Origin of the sequence: Paenibacillus whitsoniae, assembly GCF_003955665.1 — a bacterium.
GTDB lineage: Bacteria > Bacillota > Bacilli > Paenibacillales > NBRC-103111 > Paenibacillus_E > Paenibacillus_E whitsoniae.
On the sequence record NZ_RXHU01000015.1, the window covers coordinates 422,884 to 447,318 of the forward strand.

The 24,435-nt window shown below is 46.9% G+C and carries 16 protein-coding genes; all 16 read right to left on the reverse strand.

The window, feature by feature from the left end; genetic code table 11:
• Nucleotides 1–14: 14 nt before the first annotated feature.
• Nucleotides 15–1,730 (reverse strand): sialate O-acetylesterase, encoded by a 1,716-nt coding sequence (locus EJQ19_RS06285; protein WP_126140329.1) that lies wholly within the window; start codon nt 1,728–1,730, stop codon nt 15–17.
• A 47-nt stretch (nt 1,731–1,777) separates the two neighbouring features.
• On the reverse strand, nt 1,778–2,827 hold the full coding sequence (locus EJQ19_RS06290) for a peptidylprolyl isomerase (RefSeq protein WP_126140330.1): 1,050 nt from the start codon (nt 2,825–2,827) through the stop codon (nt 1,778–1,780).
• A 43-nt stretch (nt 2,828–2,870) separates the two neighbouring features.
• A complete protein-coding gene (locus tag EJQ19_RS06295) occupies nt 2,871–4,859 on the reverse strand; it encodes a hypothetical protein (protein ID WP_126140331.1) in 1,989 nt (662 codons plus the stop codon).
• A gap of 387 nt (nt 4,860–5,246) precedes the next feature.
• Complete coding sequence (locus EJQ19_RS06300) at nt 5,247–6,029, reverse strand: alpha/beta hydrolase (protein WP_126140332.1); 783 nt, start codon at nt 6,027–6,029, stop codon at nt 5,247–5,249.
• A gap of 38 nt (nt 6,030–6,067) precedes the next feature.
• A complete protein-coding gene (locus EJQ19_RS06305) occupies nt 6,068–8,392 on the reverse strand; it encodes a helix-turn-helix transcriptional regulator (RefSeq protein ID WP_126140333.1) in 2,325 nt (774 codons plus the stop codon).
• A gap of 42 nt (nt 8,393–8,434) precedes the next feature.
• Nucleotides 8,435–10,069, reverse strand: a complete 1,635-nt coding sequence (locus EJQ19_RS06310; protein ID WP_126140334.1) for an extracellular solute-binding protein — start codon at nt 10,067–10,069, stop codon at nt 8,435–8,437.
• 56 nt (nt 10,070–10,125) lie between these two features.
• A complete protein-coding gene (locus EJQ19_RS06315; RefSeq protein WP_126140335.1) occupies nt 10,126–11,001 on the reverse strand; it encodes a carbohydrate ABC transporter permease in 876 nt (291 codons plus the stop codon).
• A 13-nt stretch (nt 11,002–11,014) separates the two neighbouring features.
• Nucleotides 11,015–11,950 carry an ABC transporter permease gene (locus EJQ19_RS06320; RefSeq protein WP_241242756.1) on the reverse strand — a complete coding sequence of 312 codons (936 nt, stop codon included), beginning with the start codon at nt 11,948–11,950 and terminating at the stop codon, nt 11,015–11,017.
• A gap of 688 nt (nt 11,951–12,638) precedes the next feature.
• A complete protein-coding gene (locus EJQ19_RS06330; RefSeq protein WP_126140337.1) occupies nt 12,639–12,953 on the reverse strand; it encodes a hypothetical protein in 315 nt (104 codons plus the stop codon).
• A gap of 22 nt (nt 12,954–12,975) precedes the next feature.
• Nucleotides 12,976–13,866, reverse strand: a complete 891-nt coding sequence (locus EJQ19_RS06335) for a carbohydrate ABC transporter permease (protein WP_126140338.1) — start codon at nt 13,864–13,866, stop codon at nt 12,976–12,978.
• A gap of 12 nt (nt 13,867–13,878) precedes the next feature.
• Nucleotides 13,879–14,814, reverse strand: a complete 936-nt coding sequence (locus EJQ19_RS06340) for an ABC transporter permease (RefSeq protein WP_126140339.1) — start codon at nt 14,812–14,814, stop codon at nt 13,879–13,881.
• Between the two features lie 195 nt (nt 14,815–15,009).
• On the reverse strand, nt 15,010–16,533 hold the full coding sequence (locus EJQ19_RS06345; RefSeq protein WP_126140340.1) for an ABC transporter substrate-binding protein: 1,524 nt from the start codon (nt 16,531–16,533) through the stop codon (nt 15,010–15,012).
• 118 nt (nt 16,534–16,651) lie between these two features.
• Complete coding sequence (locus EJQ19_RS06350) at nt 16,652–18,283, reverse strand: response regulator (protein ID WP_126140341.1); 1,632 nt, start codon at nt 18,281–18,283, stop codon at nt 16,652–16,654.
• 6 nt (nt 18,284–18,289) lie between these two features.
• Nucleotides 18,290–20,038, reverse strand: coding sequence for a sensor histidine kinase (locus EJQ19_RS06355; protein ID WP_126140342.1), 1,749 nt, complete (start codon nt 20,036–20,038; stop codon nt 18,290–18,292).
• 73 nt (nt 20,039–20,111) lie between these two features.
• Nucleotides 20,112–21,662, reverse strand: a complete 1,551-nt coding sequence (locus EJQ19_RS06360; protein WP_164716355.1) for a DUF5597 domain-containing protein — start codon at nt 21,660–21,662, stop codon at nt 20,112–20,114.
• An 826-nt stretch (nt 21,663–22,488) separates the two neighbouring features.
• Nucleotides 22,489–24,378 (reverse strand): GDSL-type esterase/lipase family protein, encoded by a 1,890-nt coding sequence (locus EJQ19_RS06365; RefSeq protein ID WP_126140344.1) that lies wholly within the window; start codon nt 24,376–24,378, stop codon nt 22,489–22,491.
• Nucleotides 24,379–24,435: the final 57 nt, after the last annotated feature.

Consider the following 24,435-nt stretch of genomic DNA (forward strand, 5'->3'; position numbering starts at 1 on the left):
CTTGATCAGTCCCCCTATTGATTCAAAATCTCTTCCGCATACCGCTGGCCAAGCAGCCTTTGGCTCGCGGCATTAAAGTGCGATCCGTCACCGATCGAGACCGTGTCCGTATTGGCAACCCAATATGAATTCGCAATGAACTGTGGAATTGTCGTAATCATCTGGTTAAAATCCGCGCTTTTGGTCGGTAGGAGTTGACCCGCTACAAAAGGAACGGTCGGACTGCTTAAATCGGCTCTTAAATCGCCGACCAGCTGCTGAAGACTGCTCATATACGTTGTGTTGGCCTTGGACTGGTCTGATTCACCCTGATGCCAAATAATCCCCTTCAACGTCCCCGTCTTCATCGCTTCCTTCGTCCTTCTAACCGCTTCCTCGTACAGTCCGGTTCCGGCCCCTTTTTGCCATTCCGCAATACTCGTCCCACCTCTTGCATTGGATATAAGGCCGACCGTGATTTGCGGGTTGCTGAGCGTAATTGCCTTTGCAAAGCTGCTTGCGACGTTCAAGCCGTTCACCTTCGTGCTGTCTTCAACCGAAGAATACCGGTTAAACCCTTGTGTTGCCGTAAGGGAAGGGCGATTGGTTACAAGACCGGGTTTGGCCTCCTCCCATTGGTTCAAACCGTTAAACAGGTACGCTCGGCTGATCGCAGGCAAATCCTGCGATTCCACTGGCGCCCGACCGGACATATTCGACTGCCCGATGAACAAGTACAAGTGAAAGTCCGCTTTGGCAGCTGTTACGGTTTGAGCAGCTCCTCCGTACAGGCCCGTATGCACAATCATGCTTCCATTCGGATTAGAAGGCGGGCTCACAGCGTTGTATACTTCCATTTCATACAAGCCAAACGCATAGAGGGCATTAGGAGCAGTAATCCGAATGTACCGGGCGGTCAAATTGTCAACGGGAATCGTCGTCTCACGATTGGTCGTTCCCGTATTGGTGAACGTATGCGTATAGACTTGATTCCAGTCCACCTGATTATCCGAAATATTCACGATCAGTTGAACCGCTTTCTGCTTATATTCGGTCAACACAATCGTATTGAACAGCTGCTGGCTGCCTAGATCCAGCGTCACCTGCGCAGACAATGTCGCCGGCGTACCTTCGGCATAAGCTCGCCACATCGTGGCCGAATCACCATCCGTTATGTTCGCGGCCACATTACTGCTGAAGGTGCCTCCTTCATTAATCGTAACCGTTTGGCCTAATGCCAGATTCCCTCCATAGACTTCAAGCTCATAAATACCGAACGCATAGACGGCGATAGGAGCCGTGATCCGGATATACCTTGCCGATTGATTTCCAAGCTGCATGTCGATGACCCGGTTCGTGGTCCCCGTCGCAGTGAACGTATTCGTGTACGCTTGCGTCCATTGCGTATTGTCATTCGATAGGTCCACCGTCAGTTGAACGGCTTTCTGCTTGTACTCCGTTAGCACAATTTTGTTAAACGACTGCACGCTGCCAAGGTCAAGCGTCAATTGTGCTGTCAGTGTGGCGGGCGTACCCGCTTCATAGGATCTCCACATCGTGGCAGCGTCCCCATCCGTTATGGCGCTTGCAAAGGTGCTCCCCAGTGTTCCGCCTTGGTTGATGGTTACAGACTTGCCCAGGGCCAGATTTATGCCCGCCGCCTGAACCTTCCCCGAAAGTCCGGGAGCCAGCGGGAGCATTCCCAAACATAACATTGCGATAAGAGCAGCCAATACAACCTTTCTCACCATTCGCAGCCTCCCTTACGTTGTAGTGTGTATTCACTTCAAACAACCTATCATTCCGCAGCGTTAATACGCTGCAAATTCCTTTGGTTCAGCTCGACCTTCGCTTGCTTCTTGAGCAGCTCAATGTGCCGTTCAAACCCTTGGTCGTTCCATTCATGCCTAATCGTTTCTTTGACCTGCTCGAATGGGAGATACTGATGGTCTGTTTTGCTGATGAGCTGAAGGACAGAGGCACGGTTGGCTAAATCAACACGAGCTGCCTTTCCTTCTTCCAGCTGCAGCGCTGTCTTCAGCAGAAGTTCCTCCGCTTCCGCGTGGTCCTCCGTGCCAGCGCCTCCCAGTCGGATCGCCTCCCCGTCCGCACGGCGGTTCATCACGAACGGCGATAGCTCGCTCCGCACCTGCGCAAACGAAGCGCCGCCAGTCAGCATGGACAGCGCATTCACAGCTCGATTTCCGTCACCAAGCGGAAACGACATCACATTCACCGTTGCTTCTTCCGGCATCCGGTAGCGGTTATCTTTTTGCTCCTCGTATATCTTGTACAGCGCCTCTTCGGTTGCAACCTCGCCGCCTTCCTGCAGCTTTTCCTTCAGCTTGATGATCAAGTTCGAATGCAAATAATCATAATAGCTCCATTCACTATATTGGGCGGGACCGTAGATCGGACTCCCGGTTCGAAGCGCCGACTTACGCTGTTCGTTCTCTTTCCTTAGGCGCTGTAGGAACTCCCCGTAATCTGACGATACGTCCAGCCCATGGCTACGCGCAAGCTGCTGCTCAACCCGATATTTGATCAGCTGGTCCAGCGCCGCTTGCTTGGCGTAATCTGCAGGCGTTACGCCATCAAAAGACGTCTCCCAGAACGTTTCGTTAACGGCCGCCTTGTAGTGCTGCTTGAAATACTGGACGGTCTGCGATCGCTGCTGGGCTAGAAGCAAGGCAAACTCTCTGCGGTCCACCGACGAATCATTGATGCGGCCCAAGCTATCGTCCTGAAAGCCTGTCAGCACCGCCACAGACACCGCTCCTCCCATGAGCAGCACACTTGCTATGAGCCAGCTTGCAAGCCGCTTTTTTACCCGTTGTTTACCTTTCATCGCGTTCTCCTCCTTTTCAATCGCCTACCGTCCATGGTCATCATTACTGCAAAGTAAGCTTAACGTAATCAAACGACAGGATATAGTCTGAGCTGGCTGCATTTTTCCCTGTCACGGTAAACTTCAGCCCTTTATCTCCAGCCTGATTGTACGTTACGTTTCCGATATTCAGTTCAACAACAGATGAGGTTGCCGAGTACAAATCCTGCTCCGAACCGATGGGGCTCCCCGCTCCTGACAATTGGAATTTGCCACGGTCGTTCAGCTTCTTCACGCCTACCTTCACGTTGTAGGTGCCGGGCTGCGGAATATTGACGCGATAGATCACATTATCGCCTACCCCGTCGGACGAGAATTTCGTGCACCGCCCTTCACTGCAAGCGGCATCGGCAAATGAAATATGCCTCTCACCTGAGCTGCCGGACAACAACAAATCTTCGGTCTGACGGGTAAAACCGGTGTACGTCACCCCAGCTCCTCCGTAGGCCCCGCGGTTAGGAGCGGCTGTCGCCGATACGGTATTCCCCCAGTAATCCTTTCCTCCATTGCCCGAAATCACTTTCCCGCTGCCAATTGCCGGCGATCCGGCAAGCAGCTTGTAGCCGTCCACTCCATCTCGACCGATGCCTCCCGTACCTGGTCCCACAAGCAGCGGATTCGAAGTGAGCTTATGCGTATCCACCGTCAATGAAGGTTCACTCGTCGGATGCTGCCCATAGAACGTATTGGAGTCGAGTGAACGCGTCGTTCCACTGGAAGCAAATACATAGGAAGCTGTGGAGCTGTTGTTGTAGATGATGTTATTGTCAAAAGAGTACGTATGCGTATTTACCGGGTTTTCCCTAATAATCGTTGGTGATAATCCCGAACCGATATAGAACGTGTTGTTATAGATCGATGCGCCTGTGAATGCGTAGTTGATATAAACCAGATTGCCCTTGTCATTCTGGCTGATGTTATACCGAACGATCAGACCGCTATCCTCCGGATCGGTGCAAAACCAGATCAATCCATGGTTGTTATCATGGCTATAACTGTACTGCCATACTGTTCCAGGACTTCTCAGGTCAGGATCGTACATGTTCCCGTCGACTCCCGGACTTTTGTTCAAGTAGCCCTCATTGTATTGCAGCACCGTATTTCTGGAGCTCCTTGTAAACATCGTATTTCCTGTCGTCCCTGTGGCCGTATCATGCGCAACGTTATATTCGACGACGCCCCCATCCGCAAGCCGGATAATCATCGCATTCTTGGAAATGTTGTACAATGTATTACTGCGGACAGCCAGATTCGAATATTTCACGTTATTCCAGCCGGATTCGCCAGGGTAATATTCATCTGCGCTGAAGTCGATGGCTGAGTTATTCGTCACAATGCCTTGATTCTTCACATCGTGAATGACATTATTTTCGATTACAATATCGTTAAACTGCGTCATCTCCGACTGGCCCTCGAAATAGATAGCTGCTGTCTTCTTGTTGGCAAGTGACCCTCCAACCGAACCCTCAATGTCGTGAATCGTATTGTTCCGGATATAAAAATGAGTAAACGTTCCAGCGCTATCAGCTATAATTTCAATTCCTCTGCGATCTCCCTCCGTTAACGCATCATTGGTAATATCGAGATTATTGATTTCCCAATACTCCTGATTCGAAAAAAAGATAACCCCTTGCCCCGTCATTCCGTTCCCATCGATCATCGGTTTATTTCCCGTCCCGTACATGTCGATCGAAATCGCGCCTCCGGCTGCGCTTCCCGATCCGCCCGGATGGAGCTGACCGGTCCAAATGCCGCCGGCTTTGAACAAAATTGTATCGCCCGGTTGGAACGTAACACTATTGACCTTGGTCAACGACTTCCAAGCAGTTGCCGTGCTGGTGCCATTTCCGCTGTCATCGGGCATCGAAGCATCCACATAATACGTCGTGCCCGCCGCTTCGGCCGGCTCGGGGATCGCTAACGCGCCGGCCAGCGAAACGAAAGATAACGAAGCGCAAAGTACCAGATGGGTCCATAAACGGTGTTTGAACATGAACGAATAACCTCCTCAACGATTCTAAAAGCTAATGCGCTCCACTCCCCTTTTGCGAAGGAAACGCTTTCAAAGCTAACTAACTTGAATCACCACCTTTTTGTCAATTCCGGTTTACAGATGCTGTCATGTCGGCCATTCTTGTGCCGCAGCCCGGTTACCCCTATCATAGCGGTCAAAAAAATCCTATGTAAATCTTCGATTTTTTGGCGGCTTTGTTTTCTTACAATCGTGACCGCAGCGGATAACGTGCAAATTTGCACAACCATTCAAAAATAACGAGATGAAAAAAAGTCAAAAAAAATGCCCAGTCCGATGATGTCACGCTCCAACATGCCATTTGAGCATGAAAAACGAACTAGGCAAAGGACCACGGGTCCTCGTTCCTCAGCTCAGCGCGAACTCAGCTTGAAGGAAGGTCAGAATCGCTTGAATGGACTGCTGCTGCGCGTCCGACGTAATTCCGTAGCTGAAGCCGTGCTTCACGCCTTGCAGCGCGACCACCTCCGCACGCGAACCGAGCTCATTCAGCTTCTCAGCAAATGCGCGCACTTCCGCCAGAGGCGTCGTCTTGTCTTCATCCCCATTCAGGATGAGGAATGGCGGTTCCCCTCCCGATATCCGGTCGATCGGCGAACCTTCACGGTATCGTTCGGGAGCGTCCGATTCGGGGGTAACCATAAACTTCAAGATAAACTCTCTGTCGACATGCAGCGTCGTCACCGGACAATAGAGGGCTACCGCATTCGGACGCGTATCCGTCATCACAAGCTCCGCCGTTTGTCCGAACCTGTCCTCCGGCTGGATTAACGCCAGCATTGCGGCCAAGTAGCCGCCAGCCGAAGAGCCGGCAGATGCGATCTTCGCCGAATCGAAGCCCAGTTCGTCCGCATGGTGCCGCATATACTGCATCGCCAGCCTAGCGTCCTCCAGGGCGGCGGGATACGGCTTTTCTGTGCTTAGCCGGTATTTCATCGACGCGCATACGAAGCCGTGCTCTGCGAACCAAGCTGCAACATCGCGGAACTGCCCCTTGTCTCCTTTGGCCCATCCTCCGCCATGAATAAACAGAATAGCAGCGCCATTCTTCTTCCCGTCCGGCACGTACAGATCCAACACTCTTGTCTCCGGCAACGTTGTACAATAACGAATATCATTAAGGATCGGCATAGCCGTTCACCTCGGATCAACTAATTTCATCTTGCCAGCTAAGCAAGTGTTCGGAATTTTCCCGGCGTAATGCCCTCGTACTTCTTGAATGTCGTAATAAACGAGGTGGCGGAAATAAACCCGACTCGCCCCGCAACCTCCTCCATGTTCAGCCCGGTCTCCTTCAGCAGCTCCTTCGCTTTATTCAACCTGACCTTGGCGACATAGTCGACGAACTTCTCCGAGGTATAATCCTTGAATATGCGGCTAAAATGGCCCATGGACATCCCGAGCTGACGCGCAAACTGCTCGAGCCCTAGATTTTCCGCATAGTGTTCGTGGATATACGCGGTGACTTGCTCCAGCAACATCGAACGTTCTTCCTTGCTCTCCGCTTCCGTCAGCATCGTGCCGCATGCCTCCGAGAAAACAAGCTTGAACTCCTCCAGTTCCACGCACATGGATAACTGCTCGAGTAGAGCCGGATAAGTCTCCAAATTGACCTCGACACCGGCCGCAATACTTCCTTCTCGGATGAGTGCGTTCAGCATATCCCGAGCGAGCTCCTTCGTCTCCTTCAGCGTATACTGCTTACGTACACTATCGTCCAGCAGCTCACAGCAATATCGGGCAAGCCCTGCACGATCCATCGTCTTGACCAGATTCGTGATCCGGCCTAGCTCTTGTTGAGTCAGACAGCCGTCAAAAGAACTTCGCTCATGCTTCCAGCCATCGCCTGTCAAAATTTGCTCCAGCTTGGATACCGGTTTGTTCTCCAGCAGATCAGCTGCTTGGCAGTACGATTCATAGAGCTGCTGAGGCTCTAGCGCGACAGCCCCAACCGAGATGACGCTTCGGAAATAGATCGAGAACGGTTGCAGGATTTTCTGTATTTGCAAGGCCTCCTCCGTACCATCCCCCCCTTCCGGCATCAGCCGAATGACGCATACGAGCAGGCTATCCGTCGGCTGTGTGAACCAGACTCGCTCAGGCAAAGCAGCTGCAATTTTGCTGCGCAGCTCCGTGTTATGCAGGGTCTTCTCGCTGACGCTCATCGTACGATGAGCGTTCACATCATAGAGAAGCTCGATAATCACCACGCATTTGGGTACGTTCTCATATAGATTAAAACCGATTTCTTTGGCATACTGCTGGACAAGGTACGGATTCCGCCACTCTCCGGTCACGACCTTACCGACAAAATGCTCATGGATAATCGGCTCTACCGCCCGCAGCGTAACCTCCATCTCACTACTGCGGTTCAGCAGATGATTGGACCATTTCGAAATCATGTGCAGTTCATCCTGCGTTCCGTCCGGCGCATCCTGCTTGTATTCGGGCATGAGCTCGAACTTCGATTTGATGCGGTAGATGGGCAGCGCCATCCTGCGGCTTAGCACATTCGAGACTACCAGCCCGATGACCGTGAAACCGAGCAAAAACCAGACGGATACTGTCCTCATCAGATTCGCAGAGCTGCGCAGTTCAGCCAGCTCCGTTAGCGTCACATAGTACCAATTGTTCAACCGTGAGCTGACGTAGGAGACGTGAACCTTCGTTCCATCCAGCTCCACAATGCCGGATCCACGCTCATTCGCAACGACAAGACTCTCCAACTGCAGGACGTTCTGCTCCGAATAACCAGGCGTCAGAGCAATAACGGAATGATTGGCTACGTCTAAAATTGCCGTTTCTTTGCTGGGCTCATCCCCCAGCGTAATCTCGGACTGCAGTGATTGCCCTTGCAGATCTGCAACCAGATACACCTCCGGCGAGTCGGAGGCGATCGGATAGCTCATTAACAGACTGACGGCCGGATAAGTGGCCGTTACTTCTTTGCTCAAAATATCAAGCCGCTGAACATTCAGCTTAGGGGTAAACGTCATGCGGTGTTTACCGGTGAACAGCTTCTCCAGCTCCGCTGCGGACAACCCCTTGTACACATGGCGATAAGTGAAGAACGTGTCCTTTGGCGATATGCCGTTTTTATCGATCACAAGCTGCTGCTGCGGAAAATATAGAAAGGCATGACTGAGGGTAAAAGCATTCTCGATCGTAGCCAGCTCTCGGTAGATTTCCTTGATCGTATCCACCCGTTCAACCTGGTCAACCGATTGTGGACTTCCCCCGTACTCGCTGAATTTGCCGACGAAGTAGGAGCCTGCCAGCTGAACCATATCTTCTCGCAGGTTGAACAGCATTTTGTCCGTGCTCTGCGAGAAGCTTTGCAGCATAAGCAGGTCCGACTTCTCGACCTCGCTGTCCATCATGCTTACCAAATACGTATAGATCAGGAAACACGCGGAAATGGCAGGCAGTAAAATCAAAATGATGTAGCTGGAAAAATACTTCCAGAAAATCCGGCCTTTTCTCTTTTTCCACATGTTCCCCGTTCCTCTCGTCCTAGACCTTTTGTTAAGGAGTGCCTATTTTTTCAACGCCCGTTGCAACTGATCGTTATACATCTTTATTAATTCGTCGCTTCCAAGCTTTTTACACTGTGCGATAAAATCATTCAATGCAGCGTCCGAAATCGGCGTTTTCCCCATGACGAACTCCGTCAGCTTTTGCTCGATATACTTCTCGAGACTCGGCAGCTTCGATTTCTCGAGGCTCAGCTCGGCCTCCGTCGCGATCACAGAGGGAGGAGGATCGATCGCCGACTTGGCATTCAACGTTTCGAGCTCTTGCAGCTTCTTGGTCATCGGCGGCTCAGCGTCTCTGCCTTTGTTCACATAGTTCAGCAGTGGAAAATTGTTGTACCGTATGCCGTAATCCGCTTTCAACTTGGATTGGATAGCCGTCGGAATTGTCCCCAATGCCGGCAAATACTTCGCCTTCCCGTTAACCCGCTCGTACGTAACGCCCTCAGCACCCAGCATATAAATATCCGAGCCTTCGTCACTATAGAGATAATCGAAGAACTGTACGGCGATTTCCGGATTTTTAATATTGGCGGACAGCGCCACGGATACGGGAGCGTTCACCTTGGCTTTGAGCAACTGGAACGGTCTCATTCCAGGTGCCGCCACAGGCGCCATGCCGACCATATTGTATTTCGTGTTAGGATCGGCCTTCACAGCTGCATCAGTAAAAATATCGATGCGGCCTTTGTTGTAATAGGTCATGAAGGAAGCGCCCGACTGCACACGTTGTTCCCAGTTCTGCGTCTTCATGATGGCGAACTCCTGATCAAGCAGCCCTTCCGTATATAGCTTGTTCAAGTACGTCAACATATTTTTGTACTGCGGATGGCTTGGAGCAAATTCATATTTCTTATTAAAAGGGTTATAGCCCAGCGTGGACGACGTCTCTGTAAACATGGTCGTAAACACGTTAAACAAGCTTGACACGTTGGACCCGGCAGCCGCTGCATTCTGCATAATTAGCGGGAACGATTTCGGATTTTTCTCCTTCATCGCCTTCAGCATGCGATACAGGTCGTCTGTATCCTTCGGCGGCTGCAAGCCAAGCTCCTTCATGACATCGTCGCGCACCATCCAGGAATAACTGAGCCAGTTCGGCTCACTCAAACCGGGCAGCGAATAAATACCGCCATCCCCTGCTGTTGTTACAGCCGCAATGTCCGGAATTTCGGACATCAGCTTCTTCACATTCGGCATCAAGCCTTTGTCGATATAAGGCTTTAGATTCAGGAACACTTTATCAGGCCCTGCTTTGAGCGCATCCGTCTCGTTCACCAAGGAAAAGTCAGGCACGTTGTTGGTTGCGATAAGCAGCTTTTTCTTCTCTTCATAGCCCGTTGAAGGGACAGGCTCGAACTGGATATTGACGTTTGTTTTCTTAGCTAGCTCTTTCAGCACGAGCCAGTCATTCTTGACGGGAATATCCGCTACCTCACGGATCAAAAATTTGTAAGTAACCGGCGTGCTGCTTAGCGGCAGACTCAGTCCCCCGGTTCGGGGATTGCTCTGCGCACTTGGAGATGCAGCCGTTTCATTCTTCGTGGCTGCTTCCTGCTTGTCGGAGCACCCTGCGATCAAGGTTACCATTGCTGCGACGGCGGTGATGCCGGCCAGCCATTTCGCTCTTTTGCCCATCTTTCTAGCCTCCCATAATCGATTATATGATAAATTTCGCTTCGCATCAGCAGCTTCTAACCCTTTATGCCGCCGATCATGCTCCCTTGCACAAAATATTTTTGGATAAACGGATAGACAACTAAAATCGGCGCGGTTGCGAAGATGATCGTGGAGTACTTCACGGTCTCCAGAATATACACATCCCCATCTTGACTGCCCGATACCTGCGAGGCAGCGGAGCTAGCAATAACGATATTGCGAAGATGAATTTGTAACGGATACATCTGTTTATCGGACAAATAGATCAGCGCTTCGAAGAACGAATTCCACTGACCGACTGCCGTAAACAACGCAACAGTTGCCATAATTGGTGCAGACAAAGGAAGCACCACCCGGAATAAAACGCCCAATGCGCTGCAGCCGTCAATGGTCGCCGCATCCTCCAGCTCTTCCGGGATCCCCTCGAAGAACGTCCGCATCAAGAACAAGTACCAGGTGCTGATTAAGGAAGGAAGAATCAACGCCCACGTCGTGTTGAGCAGACCGAGCTGCTTCACCACAAGAAATGTCGGGATAAGGCCTCCGCTGAACAGCATTGTGAAGGCGATCAGCAGCATGATGGTACGGCGGCCGAGCAGTCTCTTTTTGGCAAGCGGATAGGCCAGCATGGCGGTAAAAACTAGCGTAAACACCGTCTGCAGCACCGTATATTTAATGGTGTTGTAATAGCTGATCCAGATATAGGAATCCTTGGCGACGAGCATGTACGCTTCCTTCGTGATTTGCTTGGGGAACAGCAGCACTTCCCCTTTAACGACTAGACTTGGATTGCTAATGGATGCCGAAAACACGTATAGTAATGGGTAGATCATCAGCAGCATAAGCGCGATCATGAACAGCAGATTACCCGCGTCAAAAAGCTTGGAGCCAAAGCTCGTCTTCATTCTCATTGCTCACCCTCCGCTACCATAAGCTCGTCTCTGAATATTTCCGGGCCAGCCGGTTAAAGGCAACCACCAGAATCAACCCAATGACCGACTGAAACAGACTGACCGCCGAAGCAAAGCTGTAATCGGCATCCAGCAGCCCTCTTCGGTACACAAAAGTGCTAATGACATCTGCCGTATCGTAGACGAGAGGATTGTAAAGCAGAATAATTTTTTGAACGCCTAGTTCCAGAATGTGTCCGATTTTAATAATGAATAGAATGATCATCACCGGAATCATACCGACCAGCGTCACATGGCGAATTTGCTGCCAACGGTTGGCTCCATCCATCTTAGCCGCCTCGTACAGCGTAGGATTGACCCCGGCAATAGCCGCCAAATAGATGATGGTGTCCCAACCGGCCTTCTGCCAAAGCTCGGATGCAACATAAATCGGACGGAACCATTGTGATTCTCCGAGAAACATGATCGGCTTGATCCCGAACACTTCGAGAAGATGATTGATAATGCCAGTCGATGGCGACAAGAAGTTAACGATTATCCCGCAGATGACGACAGTGGAAATAAAGTGCGGTAAATAACTGATCGTCTGAGCCAGCTTTTTAAATAGCGGGAAGCGCAGCTCGTGGAACAAAACCGCCAGCACAACCGGCGCCGGAAAGACGATTAGCAGTTCCAGCGCATTTAAGACGAGTGTATTGCGAATGAGCACCGCTGCATCCGGTGAATCGAAAAACGCTTGAAAATGATCAAGACCCACCCACTTGCTTCCCCATATCCCTTTACTGATGGAGTAGTTCTGAAAAGCCATCAGCAATCCATACATTGGCACGTACTTGAAAATGAAATAGAACAGCAGCCCGGGAATCATCATCATATATAACACGCGATCCCGAACGATCGTACGGAAGACCAGCTTCATCCCCACTATCACCTTGTTTCTTTTTATCATTCGTTGCAACTCCCCGATCGGATAGCCCTATCATAGCGGTTTGCCAAAAAGGCTGTAAATCTTCGATATTTTCACGGTTTTGCTTTTTTGCATATCGGTTCGGAAGCCTTGTGGCGCAAGAAATCGGGATTGGCAAAAGAAAACGGAGCCCGCAAATTGCGCAGCTCCGCTATCGTTTAACTATCCTCGAATCCCCCGGCGTAAGCAATCTTCTGCTTTCTAAAGAAAATAAAGATGTAGACTGGAAATGTTGATATAACGCGGTTATTTGCGAACATCCATCCTTAAAAACTTAATTTGTGATTTCAAGACTTTATTTGTCACTTCAAAACTTTATTGTCTACTTCAAAACTTATTTGTCCTCCAATACTTTAGGCCGCTGTCGGGAGACATTAAAGTTATGAAGCGCAGAAATCCAGCAAACATAAGGGTTTGCTGGATTTTTCACGAAACAAAAATACAAATAAAGTTTTGAAGTGGTTGTGGTGATCAAAAATGTCTATAAACAATTTAGTTATGAAGTACTTCTGAGACAAATAAAGCATACAGTTCCCAACTGCAAGACCACGCCAAAGGCACGGGGAATACTGTCTGGTGTCCGTGAATGATATCGGCATTGAACAACAGCGGAATCCGGTGCGGTGACTGTTCGACAGCGATCTTCTGTAACTCAAACACGCGGCGGCTGTCAAAAGCGCCCATGATCGAACCAGCCCGACCTTCCGCAACCAGCTTCTCCGGTGGATCGGAAATGTCCAAGCAGCTCATCGACAGCCTTGCGGATTTCCTCATCCGATCGCTCGGTGACTCCTGTTTTCCGGTAAGGCGCCACTTCTTCAATCAGCATTTCCGAGAGAGAAGGACCACGGTCTTTAACTCCTTGCAGCGGTATGCTTCTCATATAAGGAAGCCTGATCTCGCCGCTGAAGATATCTCCATTAAAATTCAACTCAACCGATACCTCTTCCGTCGGCACCATTGCAAACACCATGTATTCTCTCAACTCTCTATCCTTTTTAATGGAATTAACCCTTCACTGCTCCAACCGTCATGCCTTTGACAAAATATTTTTGGAAGAACGGATAAGCAATCAGAATCGGAATGACACCGACCACCGCAATCGCCATCCGGAACGTTTCGCCCGGAATCTGTGCAACCGCTTCACTGGACCGGGAGCTCAACGAACTGTTGCTGGCCAGAAACTGAATATTGCTCATGATGCGGTTAAGCACATTCTGCAAGCTGAACAAGCTGGGATCCGTCACATATATCAAGCCGTTGTACCAGTCGTTCCAATAAGCAAGACCCTGAAAGAGACCTACAGTCGCCATAATCGGCAGTGACAATGGAAGAACGATTTTGTAGTACATCTTGAACTCCCCTGCGCCGTCAATGCTCGCTGACTCCAGCACAGGCACAGGCACGGTCGTCATAAAGAACGTTCGCATCAGCAGTACGTTGAAGCCGTTCATCAGTAATCCTGGGATGAGCAGTGCCCAGATTGTATTTTTTATATGGAAAATTTGTGTATAGATCAAATATGTTGGAACCAACCCTCCGTTGAACAGCAGCGTGAAGAAGAGCAGGAAGGCAAAGAATATACCCCCAGGAAGATCACGACGCGACAGTGGATAAGCAAGAAGCGATGTTATCAGCAGACTGGATGCTGTCCCTAGAACCGTCACCAGAATGGTGATGGCATAAGCATGCAAAAGTTGGGAGGACCGCTGCCACAAATAAACATAAGCTTCAAGGCCCAGTTCTTTTGGGAAAAAAGAATAGCCGTATTGGACAATCGCATTCTCATCGGTAAAGGATGAGACGGTCAGCAGAACGAACGGAAGCAGGCAAGCCAGGGAAAACAAGATTAGAATGATATGGGCCGCCGACTGCCAAGCGCGATTTTCTTTGTTCACAATGTTTCCCCCTTAAAAAAGTGCGTTCTCTTTGTTTATTTTACGAACGATAAAATTGGATACGATGACAAGCACGAAGCCGACGATCGATTGATAGAAGCCCGCTGCCGATGCCATACCGATATCGCCGAGCTGCATCAAGCCTCGATACACATAAGTGTCAACAACATTCGTTGTATCATAGATCGCACCCGAGTCCATGGGCACTTGATAGAACAAGCCAAAGTCAGAATAAAAGATGCGGCCGATCGCAAGCATTGTAAGCATGATGATAACGGGAGTAATCAGCGGTATTGTAATTGTACGGATCTGCTGAAACTTCGACGCACCGTCCAGAGTTGCTGCTTCATAGTACTCTTGGTCGATGCCGATAATCGCTGCCAGATAAACGATACAGGAGTAACCCGCCCCTTTCCAAATGTGAACGAAAGTCAAAATGAACGGCCAATATTTCGGTTCGCTGTACCATGAAATCGGATCCAAGCCGACGGCAGGCAAAATCGTTTTATTTATGAAACCATTTTCCATACTGAGCATGGAATAGACAAGATAACTAACCAGCACCATCGAAATCAGGAACGGTAATATAACGACACTCTGATAAAAACGCGAAGCAAATTTACTCTTGATTTCGTTTAGTAGAATGGCAAGTCCGACCGAAGCGATTAGACCGAGAATAATAAAAGCGGTGTTATATAATATCGTGTTGCGAGTAATAATGAATGCATCCTGTGTTTTGAATAAATATTCGAAATTTTTCAGCCCGATCCAATCACTGCCCCAAATACCCTTGGCATAGTCAATGTCTTTAAAAGCGATGGTGAGTCCGAACATCGGCATATAATTATTAATCAGCATGTACACGATTCCTGGGATCATCATGACGTAGAGCGGGCTATATTTCAGTATTCTTTTTACTTTCTTATTTGGCATTTGGATAGCTGCCATGGCGCCTTCCCCCTTCATTTAATAGGTGTTTTTGTGTCTTTTATACTCTTAATGATAGTGAAATTGGATTCCCCCAACTACCTTTAAACCGACTTTTCACTTTCACTCAGGCGACTAAGAGGCTGCCTCGTAAATAGAAAAGCCCGATCAACATGACGTTGATCGGGCAGGTGGAAGCAATATGATAACGCAGGTTTATTTATTGCTTTTCGCCCATTCATCGAGTTGTTTTTGCTTCTCCGCGATAATTTTATCCATCCCGGCTGATTTTAGCTTGGCTATGAAATCAGGGAGTACTGTATCCGGATCCACGGATCCTGTTTCAAGCGGCAGTTTATATTGCTTCACAACGTTCGTAACAGCCGCATATTCTGTTTTGATCGGGGTCACATCGAAAATAAACCCAAGAGCCTTCGATTTTTTGGCCGACTTGTTAAATTCATCCATATTTTTCCAAAGATTAGGTTCATCCCCGTTAAATACATAGGACAAGAATTGATTGCCAAACAACCATCCCATGTTCAGGTTGTATCCGCTGTTAGAGCTGTTAACGCCTTCCGGATAATCAATGACATTGTCTGACTTTTTCACATAGTGTTTGCCTTCAATCCCCCAATCAAACAAGTTGATGATATCTTTGTCCGCGTACATTAAATTCAGGAATGCCATCGCTTTCTCAGGCGTTTTGGTATTGCGTGGAATTCCCCACATAATAGAGGTGACGGTACTTGTTGTCGCAACTGGAGGAATCAACGAAACAGCAACCATGGGCTGACCTACGGACTTCGTTTCATTCACTTCAAAGCCTGGCTTTTGTTTGGATAGATAGGCAAATCCTTTGTTTGCTTTGATCAAATCGAATTGCGAGTCTTTATTCGTGGCAGCATCCTTAAGAATGTATCCGGCACTATACCAGCTTCTCATCTTCTTAACGAAATCCGCGTAGTCCTTCGATTCATACAAGTTAACAATCTTCAGGTCATTATCGTAATTCGGCAGTACTCCGATGTAGTCGCCCAGGTTGTCAAAGGGTACATACTCTTCCGTGAACGACCGGCCGACAGCGGACGGCACGAGCGGTGTAAAGTTCGGATTGCCATCTTTAACTGTCTTCAGTACAGCTTCCACATCGTCTAGCGTTTTGATTTTCGTCGTATCAATTTTATACTTGTCGACAATCTCTTTTTTCATTAAAATCCCATAATTGGCAGCAAGATCGCGAATCGTTGGTACTGCATAAATATCGCCTTTGACCTTGGCGGCATTCAAGTAGGCGGGATCCAGTGATTTTTTGATGCCTTCTCCCTGCTGATCCAACAGCTTAGACAAAGGCAGAACCTGATTCTTGGCAACGAGATTGCTGTAATTATTGCCTAATACGGCCATCAAATCCAGCTTCTCATTGCTTGTCAGCATCAAGTTATTCTGCTGCTGCCAGTCACCGATGCTAATCGGCGTTAATTTGACCGTTGCATTGATTTTCTTCAGGGAAATCTGATTAATAGCTTCCTGTACAGCGATAATATCTTTCGGTACGGCTCCGAAGATCGGAAAAGCAACATTTAATTCTACCGATTTCTCATTGGATGAAGGTGTTTTCTCCGTGGCAGTTGAGCTCGGTGTCGTTGTACTTGCCTGGTTGCCACTGCTGCCGCATGCGGAGAGGAAGAGCATGGAAGAGAGTACAACTGAGCTTACTGCCATTGTTTTTTTGTTCATGGTTATCCCCCGTTTCATCTTCTATTCGCCAAATTGGAACCGGTTTCTTCAACCTGTTTGCAGTTCCTGACGAATGTATCTTTATTTTACAATCAACTATACAAAGCATCTGCTACAGTCACGACTTTTCATTTTCACTCAGCCGACTTTTTGAGACATTCTGCCCAGTATGATATTTCAATCGGTATTCTGCCGGATTCAAGTCCGTAACCTTTTTGAAAACCCTGGAGAAATAAGAAAAGTTAGAATAACCGATTCGTGAAGCTATCGCTGCTACCGGCATGTCGGTATTGGTCAGCAGCTCCTGGGCGATTTTCACACGTTCCTGAATCAAATAATCTGAGATGATCAGTCCCGTTTCTTTTTTGAAAATACGCGCTAAATAATCCGGGTTTAAATACACATAGCCAGCGATATCATCACGTGATAATTCCTCGGAGATGTGCTGTTTGATATAGGCGATTACCTTGCCCACCACACTCTGGGATTGCTCCACAACCGCCATGTAATTCATTGCTTTACCGACTACATGCCTGATCCACTGGAGAAGATCGGTCACAGATCGGGTCGCATTAGCCGACAACTCCATGGTCTCGTGCTCACTCAATAATTGGTGCGCCTGTATCCCCTTTGTTTGGAGCAAGTAATGAAGCATTTGTTGAAAATTCTGATAAAATTGATGCAGCAGCTGGGCATTTAACCGCTCCTTGACGTTGAATTGCTCAAAAAAATGCGCTGCTTCCGCCAACACTTTTTCTGTAGCTCCCTCCTTCAACAAGACAGCCCACAGACTCATATCCGGCAGCTTGCCGCTTCCTTCGGCGATTTGCGCTTCATTTGACAAGAATACACGATTGTCATAGGCGACATTGTCTTTATCCAACTCCATCAACTTGAAAACCATGGTCGTCATTTCATGACCGACCACCTCATCCCCCATGTAACAAGACAAATCGCAAAAGAAATATTGATGGCAAGATGCGATGTAGTTCTGACAAGCTTGCTTCAAATCCTCTTGAGTGCCTGCCTCGACAGTCAAAATAGCCAGAAGCGTGTCAGCCCCCATCGCAATCAACATCCCATTCTGCTGTTCTTTGATGATTAATTCCTCTGCAGAGTTTTTTAACGCGTACTCCAGAATCTTCTTGTCACGCAGGCTGACACTCTTGTGCCAACGTTGAACACGGATTAGAACTGGGTAAAAGGACATTTCGTCAGCATATGGTATATTCCGTTCTTCAGCGGCTTTCCTCACAGCTTCGGGGTTTGATGGAATGGTCTGGTTTATAATGTCCAACCAAAACCGCTCGATCAACAGCGGTTGATGTTGAAACCAGTATTTTCCATACTGGCTGTATTCGTTCAACTCGCTCTCCTTACTTATCTTCTCAGTGGCCTTGCCGATGACTACTCCCAACTCCTCAAACAGGATCGGTTTGAGCATATAATCAAGACTGCCTAGTTGTATAGCCTGCTTCGCGTAAGAGAAGTCCGCATGGGAGGTCAAGAAAATCGTTTCCGTCTTGGGAAAACGTTCCCGCACCCACGCCAGCAGATCAAGTCCCGAAGCTTGAGGCATCTCGATGTCGCAGAGCAGAATATCGATCTGATGGTTTTCAAATATTTGTTTCGCTTGACGCACGCTATAGGCAGTATGAACAGAGGAAATGCCAAATTCGCTCCAATTCAAACCGAATTGTATGCTTTCTACGGCTATTTGTTCATCATCCACGATCAGTACTGAAAACACGGTCGATCATCCCCTTTTTTGTTCTGGCGGTTCAAGTGGAAGCGTCAATTCAACTACGGCCCCTTGTGGAAACCCGTTATAACAACCGATTCGAGCCTTATCCCCATACAGTAACTTCAAGCGTTGTGATACATTCCAAATTCCGATGTGATCTCCATGCTCATCAATGATTCTATTTCCTTTATGGATCTCATCAAGCACCTCTTCAGAAAAGCCTTTTCCCGTGTCACGAATGACTACCTTCAGTTTGGGCTCAAGTGCTGTTTCATCCAAATCGATATCTAGGGTCAACTCTATCGGATCATCCATCGTAATGGCATGTTTGATAACATTTTCTACAAAGGTCTGAATCACAAGCGGTGGAATCAGGGTCTCCGTTAAGAAATCAGGAGCTGATATGGTGCAAGTTAACGTCTGCGGAAAACGAAGCTTTTGAATACGCAAATAATTTTGAATATGCTTGATTTCATCTCTTAAGGTAACAAAGCTTAAGTTGCTGCGAAACATATAACGGAAATATTGCATTAAACAAAGCGTCATTTCCTGAATCAAATCAAAGTTTTTCATCCGGGCTAAGTTAAATAAAATATTCAGCGAGTTCATGAAAAAATGCGGATTGATTTGCAGCTGCAAATGCTGGAGTTCAGCTTTTTGCTTACTAAGCCGTTCTTCGTATACATTAATTTTCAGATCTTCAATTTGCGACATCATTTTATTAAACGTATCGTTTACCATCCGAAATTCGTCTGACGTCGAAAACGGTTCGATTCTTACACTAACATGTCCGTCACCGATCCTCCGCATTGTCCCCAATATCCGTTTTAGCGGAACGAGAACCGTCTTTCGCAGAAACCATAAGCTAAGTGGAAGCAATGCAATGGAGCCGAGCGTTATGGCTGTAATGATACGAGTAAGATAAGGCAAATGCTGTAATATTTGATCGTCAGGAATGACAGCCATCAGGCTGAAATCACCCATGCGTGAAGACTCGCCGACCACAAGGATATCATTTTTATCGCCTGTCATATAATATTGCTGCAACCCCTGAGTAAGATCGATCTCCCCGTCCGGTAAAATATTTGTGCTGCTCAGGGGCTCCCCTCTATCTGATACGAATAAAGCCGCTCCTGTTTTACCAAGATTAATAAAATTAAGTGGAGTCAGCAGCCTTCCGGCATCGAACCACGTTCCTATATAGATATCCCCGATTTGAAGAATACGGAAAAAATAAAAGCCTTGTCCGATTTTCTGTGCGAACCATCTGTTGCCATGAATACCGGCAAAATCCGGATTACTGCTCAAATAGGGATGTAGGTAGTTTCTAATTAACGTCCTTTCGCTATAAGTAATAGTGCCGCGGAACACATCTAACAAATCATCTTTTGGGATAGAGAAAACAAAAAAGGAATCGACTGGCTTGGACAATATATCGGAAGATAGTTTATTATTCAAGCTCGTTTTGGCTAACTGATAGGCAGTATTCGATTCTGGAGCTCCGAACGTTTGAATATCCAGATCCGTAGCGGCAAGGCTGACCACATGCTTGTCCGCATCATCCAGTTGATTATCGATTTGCTTCATGTAAAGCGACATCATATTCTTGTTAGACACGGCCACTTGATTATGAACGACGTGAATACTGTAATAGTTCGTATAGATCAGTAGAGTTATCAGCGGCACTGTGATGCACAAAAGTCCAACCACCAGTTTAAATCGAATTGAATTCCATGAAATATGCGATATGATTCCAAGCATGAACCAGCCCTCCTACATGTCCAAAAGGACCGCCAGCTTCTGCTCGACAGTCCTTGTTTTTATCAATTATTAATCAAATGTTGTATTTATACACTTCCACATAAAGCGCTGAGGGATTCCTGCCTATTGAAATCCCGTATGCCGCCTCATCCCCATTAAGTGCCCGCTTCATATTCCACCGATCTTTCACAAAGGATCCCTCTTCAATTTTCACAAAGCCAACTTTTTTGGCTTCCCCTCGTTTTGGGAGAAATTCTGCTGAAAATCCGATACCCACCAGGATAAACTCATCTTCGGAAACTTCGATAACCAGCCCTCCAGCTATTGGTTTACCCTGTTCCTGACGTTTATACGTCAGCTTTAAGTCATATTTTGAGAACGGAAGTATGCAACCGCTGTTGTGATGCTGCAAAAACCCTGTCATTTGACCCGTACCACGGTATTGGTTTATTATCCCCAGCATATTGCCGAGCAATTCATAACTTTGAGCCAAATAAGGTCCGGTTCCGTTCAAATGAAAAGCGGACCTGTCGATGTTCAACGCCATCATAAGTCCGAAATCAATACCTGTATCACTGCCGTCTGCGGGAGCAAGAAAATCTTCGATTCCAAAGGGCGCAAAACAAAGCGCATCATGCTTGCCAAGCGCATAAAAGACATTCGTGGCAGATACCATATCACGCCTCGCTTCAGGAATGAACAGCGGATTATCGCCTCCCGCCGTATACTCCTCACAAACTTTGGCGAAGTCGGCCAAATAAATATCAGGGGCATAGAGGGCTATCGTAGGTGCAACTGCTTTCCATATCTTCATCACTTTCGCTATCGGACCACCACTTGGATAAGCCCCCGCTCTCTCGGGGAATTGCTCCAGCCAAGCGTTTACGAACATAGGCAAAGCATACTCTTTCGTCCCGGCCTGTGCAATCTCCTCTACTGCCCGAGCATAATAATAGGCCATGAAATATTCCGCAGCGTCTCCCCCAAATACCTCGCTCCAAGTTCCGTTATTGCCAAAAGCCTCGCTCACGTCCTGCGGAACCGATTGAGCGAATTGTTCATTGGCATATGCGGAATAATCTCTATCGCTGCCTAGAAATCCGATCTCATTCTCCACCTGCACCATAATAACCGTATGCTGCTGGCCATCCACTTCTTTCAAGTGGCTCATTAGCTGGCTGAAAGCTTTGGCATCAGCCTGAACTGCTGCATCACACAGGGGTGAAATTGTATCCGTTGCTGACGGCCCCGGATAGCATGCTCTGAAATAGGTAGTGTCATCTCTCTTCACCCAACCTGGTACATACGTAGATCTTCCATTCTTCCATAATCCGAACCAGAGCAGTACGAGACGCAAATTCTCCTCGCGGGCTTGCTCAATAATGCCATCCACCAGAGTAAAATCAAAGCTCCCCTGGCGAAATTCCAACATTTCCCAAAAAACAGGTACAATAACGGTATTCAGATGAAGACCGCGTAAATTCGGCCACACTTTTTCCTTCATGTATTCAAGGCTTGAAGAACTGGAGTTGTGAATCTCTCCGGCAAGAGCAATGTAAGGATTGCCATCTACAATAAGGCTATAAAGTCCGTTTTCTTTTGCTAAATAGGGTAGCGGTTTCAATATAAGGCACCTCTTTCGTAATTAGTTCAGATAAACTATCATAAGTTTATCGTCCCATGATTGAACCAGGCTACTACTAAGGCGACTTATCTATCTCATAATTACGACCTTCTTGAGATGCAGTCGACGATAAAAAATAACCAGTAGGGAATTATCAGAAATACAATTCCGCGCAAAATGCGTTCACCCAATGGAGTGAACGCAACTACTGACTAAATATCTCTTGCTACTATACAATCTCACCGCACAGGTCATTTTCTAAAACTTCAAGACTTTATTTGTCTACTTCAAGACTTTATTGTCTACTTCAAAACTTATTTGTCACCCAATACTTTTGGCCGCTGTTGGGTGACAAATAGGTTTTGAAGTGCAAGAAGCCAGCAAACACAAGGGTTTGCTGGCTTTTCTAATAAAATCGATTTACAAATAAAGATTTGAAGTGGTGTTTTCGGTCAAAAAATCTAAATTACAAATAAGTTCTGAAGTACTACTTACAACCGTCCACATCAATTTCTAAGGTTTCAAATATACCCCGCCCCTATCTTTCTAAAGAAAGATTCTAGACCCATTTCACCCAACGTTGTGGAATTATCCTTTGTGTATAAATAGCGTGGCAAACATATACGCCGCCCCTACGTTGACTTTCCTCCAACAGTTATTCTCTTACTTTTTTCCGACCAAATAGACCAACTGGTCCGATTAAACCAGATGGGAGAGACTTACCATCATATTGATTCGCCAGGGTGTTTGTAACGGATACACGCAATACATTTACTCCTTTTAATGGTTCAAATTAGCTGGGTCTGTGTTAGTTTAATTTATATCTCTATCTCAAATTCGCTACTTGAGGTAAATTCAGCTCTTTCATTCCTTGTAAAACCAGTTTTGCAATTTCATTCGCACCATATTTACTAAAATGTGTATTATCATCCTTTTCTACTGTAAGATAAATTGGTTTTGATGCTTCGACACCAAGGGATTCTATAAGCAATTTACTTTTTGCAGTTAAGTCAATTAACTGAACGTTATTTGTACTAGCTACCTCTTTCATAGCAGCAGGAAGATCAACGCCAATCTCATTGATATGAAGGGCAGTAGAACTCAAAGTTAGATTGTCTTCATTAAATAGTCTTCTCACCACGGGTGTTATTAAAACAGGAACTGCTCCCTTGGCCTTAATCTGTGTAATCATGGTCTTTAAATTAGCTTGATAACTTGCTTTGGTCGTCGTTTTGTCGTTATGTCCGAATTGGATAAGAACATAATCATTTGTGTTTACATGTGAAATTAAATTGTTAAACAGTGCATTATCACTTAAATAGCTAACAGTACTTTCACCAGGATCTGCATAATTAGCAATACTTGTTCCAATTTTAAAATATTGCGGAAGCATCTGTCCCCAACCTGTCGTCGGATTACTTAACCAGTCGCTCATCGTTGAGTCCCCTGCTAAGTAAATCATACTTGGATTCTGGGCTGGAGAGATGCCAATACCATTAAGCTTCGGTATTCCAGATAAACTAAAATTTAGCCCAGGTGTTCCTTCACCATTTGACCCTCCAGTCGGCTGCCCTTCAGGTTCCCTTACATTAACTGTAAAATTTTGTAGAGACAATTTGCCTGCCTCGGTTGCTACTGTCCCAAGCATCGTTCGCCTTGCTTCTGCTTGCACGTTTGTCGAACCGGCAGAAGCGTTATCCCCCAATATTAGAGTAATGTCATAATTTCCTGGGGCTAAATCACTTAGAAAATTAATAGGATTGGTCCCGCTTACATTACTCATCAGTGATGGATCAACAGCAGGCCCAAAATTCGGCATCAGTTCAAGATAGTCAATTGTAAAGTTATAACTTGTACTTGACGTATTTTTACCTGTGACTGTAAACCGAAAAGTGTGGTTACCACTGGATAATGTAACATTTCCTAAATTAGTTGAAACATATGATGCAGTATTTGCATACTGATCGACGGCTATTCCTTGATTTACACCATCGATTGCTAATTGTGTTGTCCCTCTTACATAGTTTTTCTTATATCCAAAATTTACATTGTATACACCAGTAGCAGGTACATTCAACGTATATTCTACCCAACTGCCAGTGGTTGTAGAAGAACCTGTCTGAAAATAGCCGCCACCGCTTGCTGCTGCATCGCTTACTAGGCTGGTTGTGACACCACTGGTTGTGAAGGCAGAGTTTTCTCCTTCAAACCGAGTAGACAGTAATGTCAATTGAAGGTAGTCAACTGTAAAATTATAACTCGTACTGGAAGCATTTTTTCCAATAACATTGAAACGAAACTTATGATTACCACTAGACAAAACAACATTTCCTAAGTCGGACTCCGTATAGGAAGCTGAGCTTGCATACTGATCTACGGATCCCCCTTGGGGCAGACCATCAATTGTTAGCTGTGTTGTTCCCCGAACGTAATTTTTCTTATAACCGAAATCCAAGTTATAGACACCTGTTGAAGGCACGCTAACAGTGAATTCTACCCAACTTCCTTGTGTAGTGGAAGCTACAGTTTGAAAATAACCTCCACCGCTTGCAGCTGGATCTGTCACGTTTGTAGTCGTAACACCACTATTAATAGAAGTAGTGTTCTCACCCTCAAACCGTATAGGTGCATCACTAGCAATTGCAGACAAAGCCAATGTCCCTGTAAGAACCAGCACAATACAACTTATTAAGCCTACTCTTTTTAAGTTAAACAATTAGCAATCCTCCATTCGTTTGTTTTAAATGATCTGGCTATATCAATTTAAAAAGTT